We start from the raw sequence: 14,997 nt of genomic DNA, 5'->3' as shown, positions 1-14,997 counted from the left end.
ATGCGCATCGAGGCCTGGCGCACTGACTACAACTCGGTGCGCCCGCATAGCGCCTTGGGGCAGTTGGCGCCGGACCAATTCCGGCAATTGCATCAACCGAAAACCGGAGAGCCCACTAACTTACGAATGGTGTACTCGGCGGGGTAAGGTCATCGACTCGCCAGATTCCGCGACGTATCCGATCGCCCCTTCGATCGTCTCCGGCGAAATCGTGAGATCGTTTTGCCACAAGTCGAGCCATTCCTTCGGATAACCCCAATGGGCTTTTGAAAGGCGTGCCAGTCGCGTGAGTTCGTCGGCGTCCGCGCGATGCGCAGCACGCACGGTAAATAGCTTGTGCATTTCGTTCCCCGTCATTACCGACATCACCTCGTGTCCGGACAGCAGCGTTTCACCACCCAATCGGCCGCCTGCTCGCTCGCCGCGGCGCTGAGCGACATCGTTCAGCCGCGCGCCCCCGACGTGGCTACGAAACTTGCGACGCATGTCCGGCGACGACGCGCCAGCTGGCGCCCGATCGACGCCAGAGGCGCGTATAGGCAAACGTGCCGGCGAATGCCGCGCCATCGAAATGGCCGGAGAGGGTCGCTCGCGTCGTGGTCAGGATCATCTCGTCGATCGCACAGGCGTGCATCCCGAGAACGTCGAGTGTGTCGAGACGCAGCAGCCTCGCGCGATGTGCGGCCAGGTCGTCCTCTTTCGAGATGACCTGGCCGGTCGGGACGGTGAATATCAGATCGTCGTCCAGCAGCGCATCGAGCGCCGCGACATCGTTGGTCAGCATTGCCGCCCGCAGCGCGGTTTCGCAGGGTTCGATGACGGTACGGATTGCATCCATGTCAGGCCTCGCATCATTTCGGAAGGAAGCGGCGCGGCGGCGACAAACGCAGCCTACCGCGCGTTCGACAACGACTGACGCCGGACCAGCATCACCATGCAGATGCCGACCGACGCGATGAGGTTGACGCTCGGGTAAAACGCGACCGCGACACTCCACGTGCTCAATGCCAGCAACGCCAGCGTGTACTTGAGCACGCACAGCGCGAAATAGGCGAGGCTCTCGCTCCATGGGTCGCGGATCGTCTTGCGCACGGTCGGGCCGAGGCCGGCAAGCTCGATCAGCGTGACCAGGCAGATCGACACCGTCGGATCGTCGGTCAGCATCCACAGCGGAATGGCCGACAGTGCCGCGCACAGGAACAGCCAGTCGAGACCTGTCCAGCCGCGCTCGCCACGAAACACACTGGCAATCAGCGTCAGGAAGCACGTGACGGCAATCGCCGCCGTGCACCACGCGGACGGCCCCGCGCCCGCGACGAACTGGCCGGCGGCCGCGATCGCCGTGACGACCGACCACACGAGCCACGTGAACAGATGCGGGCGAACGATGCGCCGGCAGATCGCGAGCGCGTAAGGGATCGCTGCCAGCAGCGACACGGCCGTTCCGATCACGCCGAAGATCGAAGCGGCGCTTCCATCGACATTCACCATCGACGCCACCTTGTTCGGGTTGCCGATCAGTATGTGGTCGGACGGAACAGGGCGCAACGTCATGTGCGCTCCGCGGTGCGATGAGCGCCACGCAGATTCGCACCGACACGCAGACGAAACCAGACCTACGCGTAACGACGACACATGACGAGACGCTCCGCGTCCCCCTGCCAGTCAAGACTCGGCCTTCGCCGCATGCACGTCGCGCCGAAATGCGCCGGGGCTCGTGCCCGTCCATTTCCGGAACGCGCGATGAAACGCGCTCGGCTCGGTGAAGCCGAGTTCGGCCGCGATCTCCGCGACGCTCAGCGCGTGCCCGCGCAGCAGCGACTGGGCGAGCGCGCCGCGCAACTCGTCCTTGATCCCCGCGAAGCTTTGCCCTTCGCTGCGCAACCGCCGCCGCAGCGTCGCGGGCGTCGTGTCGAGGCGCGCGGCCAGCGTGTCGAAATCGGGCCATTCGGCGGCCGGTAGCGCCTTCAGGTGCGCGCGGGTCTTCGCGACCCAGCCAGTGTCGTGCCGGTAGCGCACGAGGAGATTGCCGGGTGCGCCGCGCAGGAAAGTCCTCAGCGCCTGCTCCGAACGGATCGTCGGCAGCGCGAGATACGCGGCGTTGAACGCGAGCCGGCTGTCGGGCCGGTCGAAATGCACGGGTACGCCGAAGAACTGGTGATAGTCGCTGCGCTGGCCGGGGCTCGGGCACGCGAAATCGATGCGCTGCAGCGGGATGCGCCGGCCGATCAGCCAGCATGCGACGCCGAGCAGGATCAGCCAGAACGTCCGGTACGCGAACGCGGGGTACGGCGCCCCGGATTGCGCCAGCACGATCTGCGCCTGCCCGTCGGCCACGACGAGTTCGCCATGCGGCTCGTCGAGCACGATCCGCAAGAACTGCAGCGCGCGCCGCAGTGCCTTGTCGAGCGTGCCGGCATGCAGCACCGCGTGACACAGCAGCGTGAAGCTGCCGCGCCGCATCGGGCGCGCGGCAAGCCCGAAAAATTCGTCGTCGAGCGCGCCGGCGATCGCGAGCCACAGCCGGCCGTACTGCTGTGGCGTGACGGGCTCGCGCACGGCGAGCGGCAGCCCCGCGGCATGCAGCACGGGCGCCGTCGGCAGGCCGCGCCGGCGCAGGCACGCGAGCGCATCGTCGACGAAATCCGGCGAAATCATCTGCGGCCCCATTTTTCAGCGTCCCCCGACATGGCAAAAGCGATCACGATTCTAGATTCCGTTTGTCATTGATTGCAATGTGGGGGCTGTCTACTATCGATGTATCCCCGTCGCGCCCTTGGCTCGCCGGCGGCCATAACGTACAGGAGACACGCATGCCTGAAGGAGCTACCGCCCGGGCGGTGCCGGCCTACGCCGACGCCGTGGCCCGGTTCAGTATCGAGACCGCCGCCGCACACCTGGGCGGCGACCTGGAGCGCGGCCTGAATGCCTGTGTCGAATGCTGCGACCGGCACGCGAAGGCGGATGCGATCGCGCTCGACTGGATCGACGCCGGCGGGGAGCACCACCGCTTCACGTTCGCTCGGATGCAGGCGTTGTCGGCCCGGGTCGCGAACCTGCTCGCCGCGCAGGGCGTGAAGCCGGGCGACGTGGTGGCCGGCCTGCTGCCGCGCACGCCGGAGCTTGTCGCGACGATCCTCGGCACGTGGCGCGCGGGCGCCGTGTACCAGCCGCTGTTTACCGCATTCGGCCCGAAGGCGATCGAGCACCGGTTGCGCATGAGCGGCGCGCGGCTCGTCGTGACCAACGTCGCGAATCGCGCGAAGCTCGACGAAATCGTCGATTGCCCGCCGGTGGCGACGGTGTGCGAAGCGGGCGCCACGCTGGCGGACGGCGACATCGATTTCCGGGCCGCGCTCGACGCGCAGCCCGATACGTTCGAGCCCGTGCCGCGCAAGGGGTCGGACCTGTTCATGATGATGTCGACGTCGGGCACGACAGGCTTGCCGAAGGGGGTGCCGGTGCCGCTGTACGCGCTGCTCGCGTTCGGCGCGTACATGCGCGAAGCGGTCGACCTGCGCGCCGGCGACCGGTTCTGGAACATCGCCGATCCGGGCTGGGCGTACGGCCTCTATTACGCGATCACGGGCCCGCTGGTGCTCGGCCATGCGACGACGCTCTACGAGGGCAGCTTCACGGTCGACAGCACGTATGACGTGATCGAACGGCTCGGCATCACGAGCCTCGCGGGCTCGCCGACCGCGTTCCGCATGCTGATGGCGGCCGGGCCGGAAGCGGCCGCGCGCGTGAAGGGCAAGCTGCGCGTCGTGAGCAGCGCGGGCGAACCGCTGAATCCGGAAGTCGTGCGCTGGTTCGACACGGCGCTCGGCGCGCCGATCCACGATCACTACGGCCAGACCGAACTCGGGATGGTCGTGAACAACCATCACGGCCTCGCGCACGTGGTGCACGTCGGGTCCGCCGGTTTCGCGATGCCGGGCTACCGTGTCGCGGTGCTCGACGAAGCGGGCCGCGAGCTCGGCCCGGGCGAGCCCGGCGACCTCGCGGTCGACATCGCGCGCTCGCCGCTGCTGTGGTTCCGCGGCTACTGGCAACAGGACACGCCGGCGATCGCGGGCGGCTACTACCGGACCGGCGACAACGTCGAGCTGGAGCCGGACGGCGCCGTGAGCTTCATCGGCCGTGCGGACGACGTGATCACGTCGTCCGGCTACCGGATCGGCCCGTTCGACGTGGAAAGCGCGCTGATCGAGCATCCGGCGGTCAGCGAAGTCGCCGTGATCGGCGTGCCGGACCCCGAGCGCACGGAGATCGTGAAGGCGTTCGTCGTCCTGTCGAAAGGGTTCGACGGCACGCCGGAACTGGCCGAGGAATTGAGTCAGCATGTGAAGCGGCGGCTGTCCGCTCACGCTTATCCGCGTGCGATCGACTTTGTCGACGCATTACCCAAAACCCCGAGCGGCAAGATCCAGCGCTTCGTGTTGCGCAAGATGGAAGCCGAGAAGGCCGCTCAACCCTGAATACGGACTGCGAATGAATATCGAGGATCGCGTTTTTCTGATTACGGGCGCAGGTTCCGGCCTCGGCGCCGCGGTGGCGCGCATGGTCGTCGCGCAAGGCGGCAAGGCCGTGCTGCTGGACATCAATGAAGAGGCGGGCGCAGGCGTTGCCAACGAACTCGGCGCGGCCGCGCGCTTCGTGAAGACCGACGTCACGAGCGAAGCGGACGGCCAGGCGGCCGTCGCGGCCGCGCGTGACGCATTCGGCCGCGTCGACGTGCTCGTCAACTGCGCGGGCGTCGCGCCGGGCGAGAAGGTCGTCGGCCGCGACGGCCCGCATTCGCTGGACCGCTTCGCGCGTGCGGTGTCGATCAACCTCGTCGGCACGTTCAACATGATCCGGCTGGCCGCCGAAGCGATGTCGAAGCAGGACGCCGACGCGGAAGGCGAGCGCGGCGTGATCGTCAATACGGCGTCGGTCGCGGCGTTCGACGGGCAGATCGGACAGGCCGCGTATGCGGCGTCGAAGAGCGGCGTGGTGGGCATGACGCTGCCGATCGCGCGCGAGCTCGCGCGCTTCGGCATTCGCGTCGTGACGATTGCGCCCGGCATCTTCGCGACGCCGATGATGGCCGGCATGCCGCAGGACGTGCAGGACGCGCTCGGCAAGAGCGTGCCGTTCCCGCCGCGGCTCGGCCGCCCGGAAGAATTTGCGGCGCTGGTGCGCCATATCGCCGAGAACACGATGCTGAACGGCGAAGTCATCCGTCTCGATGGCGCGTTGCGCATGGCACCGCGCTGACACTGGAGGAAGCGAATCATGACGACTCAGGATCCGATCGTAATCGTGGGTGCGGCGCGCACGCCGATGGGCGGTTTTCAGGGCGACCTGGCGGCGGCCAGCGCGAGCGACCTCGGCGCGGTGGCGATTCGCGCGGCGCTCGAGCGCGCGAACGTGCCGGCCGAGCGTATCGACGAAATCGTGTTCGGCTGCGTGCTGCCGGCCGGCCAGGGGCAGGCGCCCGCGCGTCAGGCCGCGCTGAAGGCCGGGCTGCCGCTCGCGGCGGGCGCGACCACGGTCAACAAGATGTGCGGTTCGGGGATGAAGGCCGCGATGTTCGCGCACGACCTGCTGCTGGCGGGTTCGGCGGGCGTGGCCGTGGCGGGCGGAATGGAGAGCATGACGAATGCGCCGTACCTGCTGCCGAAGGCGCGTGCGGGCATGCGCATGGGTCACGGGCAGGTGCTCGACCACATGTTCCTCGACGGGCTCGAGGACGCGTATGAAAAAGGCCGCTTGATGGGCACCTTCGCCGAGGACTGCGCGCAGGCGTACCGGTTCACGCGCGAAGCGCAGGACGCGTTCGCGATCGCGTCGCTGACGCGGGCGCAGCGCGCGATCGCGCAAGGGCGTTTCGTGTCGGAGATCGCGCCGGTGACCGTGAAGGCCGGCAAGACGGAAAGCGTCGTGTCGATCGACGAGCAGCCGGGCAAGGCGAAGCTCGACAAGATCCCGACGCTCAAGCCGGCGTTCCGCGACGGCGGCACGGTGACGGCCGCGAACGCATCGTCGATCTCGGACGGCGCGGCCGCGCTCGTGATGATGCGCCGCTCGGAAGCCGAGCGTCTCGGCCTCACGCCGAAGGCCGTGATCGTCGGGCATTCGACTTATGCGGACCAGCCCGGCCTGTTCGCGACCGCGCCGATCGGCGCGCTGCGCAAGCTGTCGGAGAAAACCGGCTGGAACCTGCGCGACGTCGACCTGTTCGAGATCAACGAAGCGTTCGCGGTGGTGCCGATGGCCGCGATGCGCGACCTCGACCTGCCGCACGAAAAGGTGAACGTGCACGGCGGCGCGTGCGCGCTCGGGCATCCGATCGGCGCATCGGGTGCGCGCGTGATGGTGACGCTGCTGGCCGCACTCGAAACGTACGGGCTGACGCGCGGCATCGCATCGCTGTGCATCGGCGGCGGCGAAGCGACGGCGGTCGCGATCGAGCGCATCGCGTAACACGTCGCATCACGTATCGCGTCGTTCACACGCAGGCACGTGGCATCAAGGGCGGCGCGTATCGCACGGATCATGCCGTGCGGTACGCGCCGCCCGTTTTCATTCGGCGGATCGCCGTATCGCGTTACGGCTTCACATGCGGCGACACCGCGCCGCACGCGCGAATCACGAGTTGCACGACCTGTTCGGTCTTGTCGTCGAACGCCTTCTTCGTGAACGCGCGCTTGCCGCTCAGCGCGCGAATCTGCGCGTCGAAATCCGCGTAGTGCTGCGTGGTCGCCCAGATCAGGTACATCAGCGCGTGCGGGTCGATCGGCGCGAGCAACCCGCGCGCGATCCAGCCTTCGATCACCTCGACGCGCGCCTCGAACCACGGCTTCACGCGTTGCGACAGGATGTCCTGCATGTGCTCCGCGCCGTGGATGATCTCGTTGGCCCAGACCTTCGAGCCGAGCGGGCGCCGCTGCGACAGCGCCATCTTCGCGCGCACGTAGCTGCCGATCGCTTCGACCGGATCGTCGTCGGTCTCGAACGAGCCGGCCGCGCGATGCCATTCCTCGAACAGGTCGTCGAGCACGCGGCGGTACAACGCAAGCTTGGTCGGGAAGTAGTAGTGCACATTCGCCTTCGGCAGGCCGGCGCGCTCCGCGATCATCGCGGTGCTGGCGCCGGCGAGCCCGCGTTCCGCGAAGACGGCCTCCGCACAGGCGAGCAGATGTGCTTCGTTGGACTCGCGAATGTGCGCCTTGCGTCGCCGCAAAGGCACCGGCGTTTCGTCCCGGTCGGTGGCTTCGATTGCCGCCTCGTCATGTCTCATCGTTACCCTCGCGCGGCGGCCATGCCGCGTTGGGCTTCATTCTAGCCGCTGATTCACGTCGCACGCACGCATGGCGATACCGCGCGTTCGCGACGATGCTGCGTTGCGGTGGCACGTTTCTCGCTCCGCCGCATCACGCAAGAAAGACGTTGCGCTGGTCATTTTGATCGTCTAAAACCTGTCCAATCGGACAGGATTTGATGCGTTTCACGAACCGATGGGGCTTGCACCGCAACCGCGCGGCGTGCCCCGAAACAGGCCTTGCATGCACCGGCACGGACCGGGCTGACGACATCACGACCCCACAGGAGCGATACGAATGAACGCGGTATCGGAAACAGTGAAGCGGGCAGCTTTCGACACGTCGATCAAGGTCGACGGCAAGCGATTGTGGGAGAGCCTGATGGAAGTCGCGAAGATCGGCGCGACGCCGAAAGGCGGTGTGTGCCGCCTCGCGCTGACCGATCTCGACAAGGCCGGCCGCGACCTGATCGTCAGTTGGGCGAAGGCCGCCGGCTGCACGGTGACGGTCGATACGATGGGCAACGTGTTCATGCGCCGCGCGGGCCGCGTGGCCGACGCGGCGCCGGTCGTCACGGGCTCGCATGCGGATTCGCAGCCGACCGGCGGGCGTTTCGACGGCATCTACGGCGTGCTCGGCGGCCTGGAAGTGATTCGCAGTCTGAACGATCACGGCGTCGAGACCGAGCATCCGGTCGAGGTCGTGATCTGGACCAACGAGGAAGGTTCGCGCTTCGCGCCCGCGATGGTCGCATCGGGCGTGTTCGCGGGCGTGTTCCCGCTCGAATACGGGTTGTCGCGCAAGGATGTCGACGGCAAGACGATCGGCGAAGAACTGGCACGCATCGGCTACGCGGGCGACGTGCCGTGCGGCGGGCGCAAGCTGCATGCGGCGTTCGAACTGCATATCGAGCAGGGGCCGATTCTCGAAGCGGAATGCAAGACGATCGGCGTCGTGACCGACGCGCAGGGGCAGCGCTGGTACGAGATCACGTTCATCGGGCAGGAAGCGCACGCGGGGCCGACGCCGATGCCGCGCCGCCGCGACGCGTTGCTCGGCGCGTCGCGCGTGGTCGATCTCGTGAACCGGATCGGCCTCGATCATGCGCCGTTCGGCTGCGCGACGGTCGGCATGATGCAGGTCCACCCGAATTCGCGCAACGTGATTCCGGGGCGCGTGTTCTTCACCGTCGATTTCCGTCATCCGGACGACGCCGTGCTTGCGAAGATGGACGCGGCGCTGCGCGACGGCGTCGCGCGCATCGCGGGCGACATCGGGCTCGACACCGAACTCGAGCAGATTTTCTACTACAAGCCCGTGGCATTCGATCCCGCCTGCATCGCCGCGGTGCGCGATGCGGCCGACCGCTTCGGCTACTCGCATCGCGACATCGTGTCGGGCGCGGGGCATGACGCGTGCTATCTGGCGCAGGTCGCGCCGACGTCGATGGTGTTCGTGCCCTGCGTCGACGGCATCAGCCACAACGAGATCGAGGACGCGACGCCCGCATGGATCGAGGCCGGCGCGAACGTACTGCTGCACGCGATGCTGTCGCGTGCGTGCGAGCCGGCCTCATGACGGGCCGCCCGTAGCAGCCGCGAGGCTGCATCGCATCAGGCATTTGCATTCCTAAGCATGACCGCCCCGACTGTGCATCCGCAGCCGGCGGGGGCGGCTTTGTCTCCACCCAGTCGAAGGAACGCGTATGACCACCCAGCCAACCGGCGATATCGCCGCGCATCGTCTGTCGTCCACGCAACTCTCGTGCGAATTCGCCGATATCGCGCCGCTGCTCGATCCGACTGCCGCGGCCGCGGCGGCCAGCCGCTGCCATTACTGCTACGACGCGCCGTGCGTGCACGCGTGCCCCACGCAGATCGACATCCCGAGCTTCATCCGCAAGATCGGCAACGGCAACCTGAAGGGCGCCGCGACCGACATCCTGTCCGCGAATCCGCTCGGCGGGATGTGCGCACGCGTGTGCCCGACCGAGATCCTGTGCGAAGGCGCGTGCGTGCGCAACCATCAGGATGCGCAGCCGGTCGCGATCGGCGCGCTGCAGCGGCACGCGACCGACTGGGCGATGGAGACCGGCGCCGTGCAGTTCCGGCGCGCGCCCGAGACGGGCCGTCATGTGGCGGTGGTCGGCGCGGGGCCGGCCGGGCTCGCGTGCGCGCACCGGCTCGCGCTCGCCGGGCACCGCGTCACGCTGTTCGATGCGCGCCCGAAGGCCGGCGGCCTCAACGAATACGGGATCGCCGCGTACAAGACGGTCGACGATTTCGCGCAGCGCGAAGTCGAGTGGCTGCTGTCGGTGGGCGGCATCGCGCTGGAAACGGGCGTGGCGATCGGACGCGACGTGACGCTCGATGCATTGCGCGAGCAGCACGATGCGGTCTTTCTCGCGATGGGGCTGGGCGGCGTGCGGACGCTCGCGATCGACGGCGAGCAATTGAGCGGCGTGATGAACGCGGTCGATTTCATCGAGCAGGTGCGGCAGGCCGACGGGCTCGAGAACGTGCCGGTCGGGCGGCGCGTGGTCGTGATCGGTGGCGGCAATACGGCGATCGACGCGGCGGTACAGAGCCGCAAGCTCGGCGCGGAGCGCGTGACGATGGTGTACCGGCGCGGCGTGGACGCGATGAGCGCGACGTGGGCCGAGCGCGAGTTCGCGCAGAAGAGCGGCGTCACGCTCGTCACGCACGCGAAGCCGGTGCGGATGGCCGGGACGAACGGGCAGGTGACCGCTGTCGAATTCGAAGCCGCATCGGGCGAGCGCTTCACCGTCGACGCGGACATGGTGCTCAAGGCGATCGGCCAGACGCTGGCGCCGGACGGTATCGCGGCCGCGCTGCTGACCGCGGACGGCACGCGCATCGCGGTGGACGCGGACGGGCGCACGGCGCTGCCGGACGTATGGGCCGGCGGCGACTGCGCGGCGACGGGCGGCATCGACCTGACGGTGCAGGCCGTGCAGGACGGCAAGCGCGCGGCCGCGTCGATCGACGCGACGCTCGCGGCGCGCGACGCGAAGGCGGCCTGAACGCGCGACGCATCGTCAGCACACCGAACACGACCCCATTCTCACGGAGCCGAACATGGCCGACCTTCGCTGCACCATCGCAGGCATCGCTTCGCCGAACCCCTTCTGGCTGGCGTCCGCGCCGCCCACCGACAAGGCCTACAACGTCAATCGCGCGTTCGAGGCGGGCTGGGGCGGCGTCGTGTGGAAGACGCTCGGGCTCGATCCGCACGTCGTCAACGTCAGTTCGCGCTATGGCGCGGTGCAGTGGAACGGCCAGCGCATCGCGGGGCTGAACAACATCGAGCTGATCACCGACCGTCCGCTCGACGTGAACCTGAAAGAGATCGCGCAGGTGAAGCGCGACTGGCCGGACCGTGCGCTGATCGTGTCGCTGATGGTGCCGTGCAACGAGCGCGACTGGAAATGGATCCTCCCGCTCGTCGAGGATACCGGGGCCGACGCGGTCGAACTCAACTTCGGTTGCCCGCACGGGATGAGCGAGCGCGGGATGGGCGCGGCGGTCGGGCAGGTGCCCGAATACGTCGAGATGGTCACGCGCTGGGTGAAGGAGGGCACGAAGCTGCCGTGCCTCGTGAAGCTCACGCCGAACATCAGCGACATCCGGATGGGTTCGCGCGCCGCGTACAAGGGCGGCGCGGACGGCGTGTCGCTGATCAACACGATCAACTCGATCGTCGCGGTCGATCTCGACCAGATGGCGCCGATGCCGACCGTCGACGGCAAGGGCACGCACGGCGGCTATTGCGGCCCGGCGGTCAAGCCGATCGCGCTGAACATGGTCGCGGAGATCGCACGCGATCCGCAAACACCGAATCTGCCGATCTCGGGCATCGGCGGCATCTCGTCGTGGCGCGACGCGGCCGAGTTCATGGTGCTCGGCGCCGGCAGCGTGCAGGTGTGCACCGCCGCGATGCACTACGGTTTCCGGATCGTGTCGGATCTCGTCGATGGGTTGGCGAACTGGATGGACGAGAAGGGCTACGCGACGCTCGACGACATCCGCGGCCGCGCGGTGCCGAACGTGACGGACTGGAAATACCTGAACCTGAAGTACGACATCAAGGCGCGCATCGACCAGGACCGCTGCATCCAGTGCGGGCTGTGCCATATCGCGTGCGAGGACACGTCGCACCAGGCGATCACGGCGACGAAGGACGGCGTGCGGCATTTCGAAGTGGTCGATTCGGCATGCGTCGGGTGCAATCTTTGCATGCATGTGTGTCCGGTCGAGCAATGCATCACGATGGAGCGCGTCGACTCGGGCGACTACGCGAACTGGACCACGCATCCGAACAATCCGGCGAGCGCGGAAGCCGGTTCGAGCGGCGGCCCGGCGGCCGCGCCCGAGAAGCACGCGAAGGCGGCTTGACCGGCGTCCGGCGGCGCGAGAGATCTTGCACCGCCGCTTTTCGTTTCCCCGGGCCGGCATCGCACGATACCGGCACCGACGTTTTCGTGGAGCGCGTCCAATGAAACCAGCAGCGATTCCCGCCGATCCCGACAGCGCCGCGGCGCACGGCGGCAGCCTGTACAACGACGACCTCGCGCCGACGACGCCGGCGCAGCGCACGTGGAAGTGGTACCACTTCGCGGCGCTGTGGGTCGGGATGGTGATGAACATCGCGTCGTACATGCTCGCGGCCGGGCTGATCCAGGAAGGCATGTCGCCGTGGCAGGCGGTGATGACGGTGCTGCTCGGCAACCTGATCGTGCTCGTGCCGATGCTGCTGATCGGCCATGCGGGTGCGAAGCACGGGATTCCGTACGCGGTGCTCGTGCGCGCGTCGTTCGGCACGCAGGGCGCGAAGCTGCCGGCGCTGCTGCGTGCGATCGTCGCGTGCGGCTGGTACGGCATCCAGACCTGGCTCGGCGGCAGTGCGATCTACACGCTGCTGAACATCCTGACCGGCAACGCGCTGCACGGCGCGGCGCTGCCCGTCGTCGGGATCTCGTTCGGGCAGCTCGCGTGCTTCCTCGTGTTCTGGGCGCTGCAGTTGTACTTCATCCTGCACGGCACCGATTCGATCCGCTGGCTCGAAAGCTGGTCCGCGCCGATCAAGGTCGTGATGTGCGTGGCGCTCGTGTGGTGGGCGACGTCGAAGGCGGGCGGCGTCGGCTCGATGCTGTCGGCGCCGTCGCAGTTCGCCGCGGGCGGCAAGAAGGCGGGGCTCTTCTGGGCGACGTTCTGGCCGGGCCTGACCGCGATGGTCGGCTTCTGGGCGACGCTCGCGCTGAACATTCCCGACTTCACGCGCTTCGCGCATTCGCAGCGCGACCAGATGATCGGGCAGTCGCTCGGGCTGCCGGTGCCGATGGCGCTGCTGTCGGTGGTGTCGGTCGTCGTGACGTCGGCGACCGTCGTGATCTACGGCAACGCCATCTGGGATCCGATCGACCTGACGAGCCGGATGACGGGCATCGGCGTGGGCATCGCGCTCGTGATCCTGACGCTCGACACGATGTGCTGCAACCTCGCCGCGAATCTCGTCGGCCCCGCATACGACTTCTCGAGCCTGTGGCCGAAGGCGATCTCGTACCGCGCGGGCGGGATGATCACCGCGACGATCGCGATCGTGATGATGCCGTGGAAGATCCTCGCGACGACGGACGGCTACATCTTCACCTGGCTGGTCGGCTATTCGGCGCTGCTCGGGCCGGTCGCCGGCATCCTGATGGTCGACTATTTCCTGATTCGCGGCACGCAGCTCGACACGCGCGCGCTGTTCGACGAGCGCGGCGGCTTCAGCTACGCGCGCGGCTGGAATCCGGCCGCGCTGGCCGCGCTCGCGATCGGCGTGCTGCCCAACCTGCCGGGCTTCCTGCATACGGCGTTTCCGGCGACGTTCCCGAACGTGCCGGCGTTCTTCAACACGCTTTACACGTACGCGTGGTTCGTCGGCCTCGTGCTGGCGTCCGGCGTGTACGGCACCTGGATGAAGTGGCGCGCCGGACAGCGCGCGCAGATCGCGAGCGCATGACGCGCGAGCCGGAGACGGCTCAGGCGCGACATGCGGCACCCGACAGTCAACGAGGAGGCAACGAAATGGCAATCCTGATTCGTGGCGGCACCGTGGTCGATGCGGACCGTTCCTATCGCGCGGATGTGCTTTGCGCGGACCCGCAGGACGGCGGCACGATCCTGCAGATCGCGGAGCGGATCGACGCGCCGGCCGGCGCGACCGTCGTCGACGCGCACGGCCAGTACGTGATGCCGGGCGGCATTGACCCGCACACGCACATGGAGCTGCCGTTCATGGGCACGACCGCGAGCGACGATTTCTACTCGGGTACCGCGGCCGGGCTGTCGGGCGGCACGACGAGCATCATCGACTTCGTGATTCCGAGCCCGAAGCAGCCGTTGATGGACGCGTTCCGCGAATGGCGCGGCTGGGCCGAGAAGGCGGCGGCCGACTACGGATTTCACGTGGCCGTGACATGGTGGGACGACAGCGTGCACCGCGACATGGGGACGCTCGTGCGCGAACATGGCGTATCGAGCTTCAAGCACTTCATGGCGTACAAGAACGCGATCATGGCCGACGACGAGATTCTCGTGAACAGCTTCACGCGTTCGCTCGAACTCGGCGCGCTGCCGACCGTGCACGCGGAGAACGGCGAGCTCGTGTTCCAGCTGCAGAAGGCGCTGCTCGCGCGCGGGATCACGGGGCCGGAGGCGCATCCGCTGTCGCGGCCGCCGGAGGTGGAAGGCGAGGCCGCGAACCGCGCGATCCGCATCGCGCAGGTGCTCGGCGTGCCCGTGTATATCGTGCACGTATCGGCGAAGGACGCGGTGGACGTGATCACGCGCGCGCGCAGCGAAGGGCTGCGCGTGTTCGGCGAAGTGCTGCCGGGCCACCTCGTGATCGACGAGGCCGTCTATCGCGATCCGGACTGGACGCGCGCGGCGGCCCACGTGATGAGCCCGCCGTTTCGCTCGGCCGAGCATCGCGAGGCGCTGTGGCGCGGGCTGCAGTCGGGGCAATTGCATACGACGGCGACCGATCACTGCGTATTCTGCGCATCGCAGAAGGCGATGGGCCGCGACGATTTCACGAAGATTCCGAACGGCTGCGGCGGCGTCGAGGATCGCATGTCGGTGCTGTGGCATCACGGCGTGAATCACGGCCGCATCACGCCGAACGAGTTCGTGCGGATCACGTCGACGAATGCCGCGCAGATCTTCAACCTGTATCCGCGCAAGGGCGCCGTGCAGGTCGGCGCCGATGCCGACCTCGTCGTGTGGGATCCGGCCGCGACGAAGACGATCTCGGCGAAGACGCATCACCAGCAGGTCGACTTCAACGTATTCGAGGGGATGACGGTGCAGGGCGTCGCGACGCACACGCTCACGCGCGGCGCACTCGCGTGGGCCGACGGCGAATTGCGCGCGGTGCGCGGCGCGGGCCGCTACCTGAAGCGCCCGCCGGCGGCCGGCTATTACGAGGCCGCGCGGATCGCGAACCGGCTGCGCGAGCCGCATCCGGTCGAACGCGCAGGTTGAACGAACGCGTGTCGCGCGGGGCGTGCCCGTTCGAACGGCACGCCCCGCGCGCGTTTTCGATGGGGTAGGTAGAACAACTGATCAAGTTGGTGAAGAACGAAAAAGGAAACGATCGACGTCGTTGATCGCGGCGATTTTGG

12 protein-coding genes and 1 pseudogene are annotated in these 14,997 nt (G+C 67.8%); 8 read left to right on the top strand and 5 right to left on the bottom strand.

Annotated elements, in window-relative coordinates; all coding sequences use genetic code 11:
- Positions 1-153: 153 nt before the first annotated feature.
- From HWX62_RS33360 to HWX62_RS32345, 4 genes and pseudogenes are all read right to left on the bottom strand, one after another.
- Positions 154-342 (bottom strand): annotated as a pseudogene (locus tag HWX62_RS33360) (GNAT family N-acetyltransferase); the annotation flags it as partial.
- A gap of 124 nt (positions 343-466) precedes the next feature.
- On the bottom strand, positions 467-838 hold the full coding sequence (locus HWX62_RS32355) for a nuclear transport factor 2 family protein (protein WP_175933163.1): 372 nt from the start codon (positions 836-838) through the stop codon (positions 467-469).
- A gap of 53 nt (positions 839-891) precedes the next feature.
- Entirely contained in the window at positions 892-1,491 is a 600-nt protein-coding gene (locus HWX62_RS32350; RefSeq protein ID WP_175933165.1) for a hypothetical protein, read from the bottom strand.
- A 174-nt stretch (positions 1,492-1,665) separates the two neighbouring features.
- Positions 1,666-2,670 carry an AraC family transcriptional regulator gene (locus HWX62_RS32345; protein WP_175933162.1) on the bottom strand — a complete coding sequence of 335 codons (1,005 nt, stop codon included), beginning with the start codon at positions 2,668-2,670 and terminating at the stop codon, positions 1,666-1,668.
- 143 nt (positions 2,671-2,813) lie between these two features.
- Between HWX62_RS32345 and HWX62_RS32340 the strand changes: the two genes are divergently transcribed.
- From HWX62_RS32340 to HWX62_RS32330, 3 genes are read left to right on the top strand one after another with little or no spacing between them, the layout of a single operon-like run.
- On the top strand, positions 2,814-4,481 hold the full coding sequence (locus HWX62_RS32340; protein WP_175933161.1) for an acyl-CoA synthetase: 1,668 nt from the start codon (positions 2,814-2,816) through the stop codon (positions 4,479-4,481).
- Between the two features lie 13 nt (positions 4,482-4,494).
- The gene (locus HWX62_RS32335) at positions 4,495-5,262 is read left to right on the top strand and encodes a 3-hydroxyacyl-CoA dehydrogenase (protein WP_175933160.1); all 768 of its coding nucleotides are present in this window, start codon (positions 4,495-4,497) and stop codon (positions 5,260-5,262) included.
- 18 nt (positions 5,263-5,280) lie between these two features.
- Positions 5,281-6,471, top strand: a complete 1,191-nt coding sequence (locus HWX62_RS32330) for an acetyl-CoA C-acyltransferase (RefSeq protein ID WP_175933159.1) — start codon at positions 5,281-5,283, stop codon at positions 6,469-6,471.
- Between the two features lie 124 nt (positions 6,472-6,595).
- On the opposite strand, the gene HWX62_RS32325 is transcribed toward HWX62_RS32330, so the two are convergent.
- Complete coding sequence (locus HWX62_RS32325; RefSeq protein ID WP_175933158.1) at positions 6,596-7,288, bottom strand: TetR/AcrR family transcriptional regulator; 693 nt, start codon at positions 7,286-7,288, stop codon at positions 6,596-6,598.
- Between the two features lie 319 nt (positions 7,289-7,607).
- Between HWX62_RS32325 and HWX62_RS32320 the strand changes: the two genes are divergently transcribed.
- The 5 genes from HWX62_RS32320 to hydA all read left to right on the top strand — a co-directional run bounded on the left by HWX62_RS32320 (position 7,608) and on the right by hydA (position 14,857).
- Complete coding sequence (locus tag HWX62_RS32320) at positions 7,608-8,888, top strand: Zn-dependent hydrolase (protein WP_175933157.1); 1,281 nt, start codon at positions 7,608-7,610, stop codon at positions 8,886-8,888.
- Positions 8,889-9,015: 127 nt separating this feature from the next.
- The gene (locus HWX62_RS32315) at positions 9,016-10,353 is read left to right on the top strand and encodes an NAD(P)-dependent oxidoreductase (protein WP_175933156.1); all 1,338 of its coding nucleotides are present in this window, start codon (positions 9,016-9,018) and stop codon (positions 10,351-10,353) included.
- Between the two features lie 55 nt (positions 10,354-10,408).
- Complete coding sequence (gene preA / locus HWX62_RS32310) at positions 10,409-11,725, top strand: NAD-dependent dihydropyrimidine dehydrogenase subunit PreA (protein WP_175933155.1); 1,317 nt, start codon at positions 10,409-10,411, stop codon at positions 11,723-11,725.
- A 100-nt stretch (positions 11,726-11,825) separates the two neighbouring features.
- Complete coding sequence (locus HWX62_RS32305) at positions 11,826-13,334, top strand: NCS1 family nucleobase:cation symporter-1 (protein WP_175933154.1); 1,509 nt, start codon at positions 11,826-11,828, stop codon at positions 13,332-13,334.
- A gap of 65 nt (positions 13,335-13,399) precedes the next feature.
- A complete protein-coding gene (hydA, locus tag HWX62_RS32300; protein ID WP_175933153.1) occupies positions 13,400-14,857 on the top strand; it encodes a dihydropyrimidinase in 1,458 nt (485 codons plus the stop codon).
- Positions 14,858-14,997: the final 140 nt, after the last annotated feature.

The sequence above is a fragment of the Burkholderia sp. BCC0506 genome (assembly GCF_902833145.1).
In the GTDB taxonomy this organism is placed as follows: domain Bacteria; phylum Pseudomonadota; class Gammaproteobacteria; order Burkholderiales; family Burkholderiaceae; genus Burkholderia.
Note: the sequence above shows the minus strand (reverse complement) of the source record. Positions and strands in the feature narration are given on the sequence as shown.

Bases quoted from the DNA above. Each gene is read 5' to 3' on its own strand.
- HWX62_RS32340 (WP_175933161.1), top strand. From the start codon at position 2,814: ATGCCTGAAGGAGCTACCGCCCGGGCGGTGCCGGCCTACGCCGACGCC.
- HWX62_RS32325 (WP_175933158.1), bottom strand. From the start codon at position 7,288: ATGAGACATGACGAGGCGGCAATCGAAGCCACCGACCGGGACGAAACG.
- HWX62_RS32305 (WP_175933154.1), top strand. From the start codon at position 11,826: ATGAAACCAGCAGCGATTCCCGCCGATCCCGACAGCGCCGCGGCGCAC.
- HWX62_RS32315 (WP_175933156.1), top strand. From the start codon at position 9,016: ATGACCACCCAGCCAACCGGCGATATCGCCGCGCATCGTCTGTCGTCC.
- HWX62_RS32330 (WP_175933159.1), top strand. From the start codon at position 5,281: ATGACGACTCAGGATCCGATCGTAATCGTGGGTGCGGCGCGCACGCCG.
- HWX62_RS32320 (WP_175933157.1), top strand. From the start codon at position 7,608: ATGAACGCGGTATCGGAAACAGTGAAGCGGGCAGCTTTCGACACGTCG.
- HWX62_RS32345 (WP_175933162.1), bottom strand. From the start codon at position 2,670: ATGGGGCCGCAGATGATTTCGCCGGATTTCGTCGACGATGCGCTCGCG.
- HWX62_RS32350 (WP_175933165.1), bottom strand. From the start codon at position 1,491: ATGGTGAATGTCGATGGAAGCGCCGCTTCGATCTTCGGCGTGATCGGA.
- HWX62_RS32355 (WP_175933163.1), bottom strand. From the start codon at position 838: ATGGATGCAATCCGTACCGTCATCGAACCCTGCGAAACCGCGCTGCGG.
- preA (WP_175933155.1), top strand. From the start codon at position 10,409: ATGGCCGACCTTCGCTGCACCATCGCAGGCATCGCTTCGCCGAACCCC.
- hydA (WP_175933153.1), top strand. From the start codon at position 13,400: ATGGCAATCCTGATTCGTGGCGGCACCGTGGTCGATGCGGACCGTTCC.
- HWX62_RS32335 (WP_175933160.1), top strand. From the start codon at position 4,495: ATGAATATCGAGGATCGCGTTTTTCTGATTACGGGCGCAGGTTCCGGC.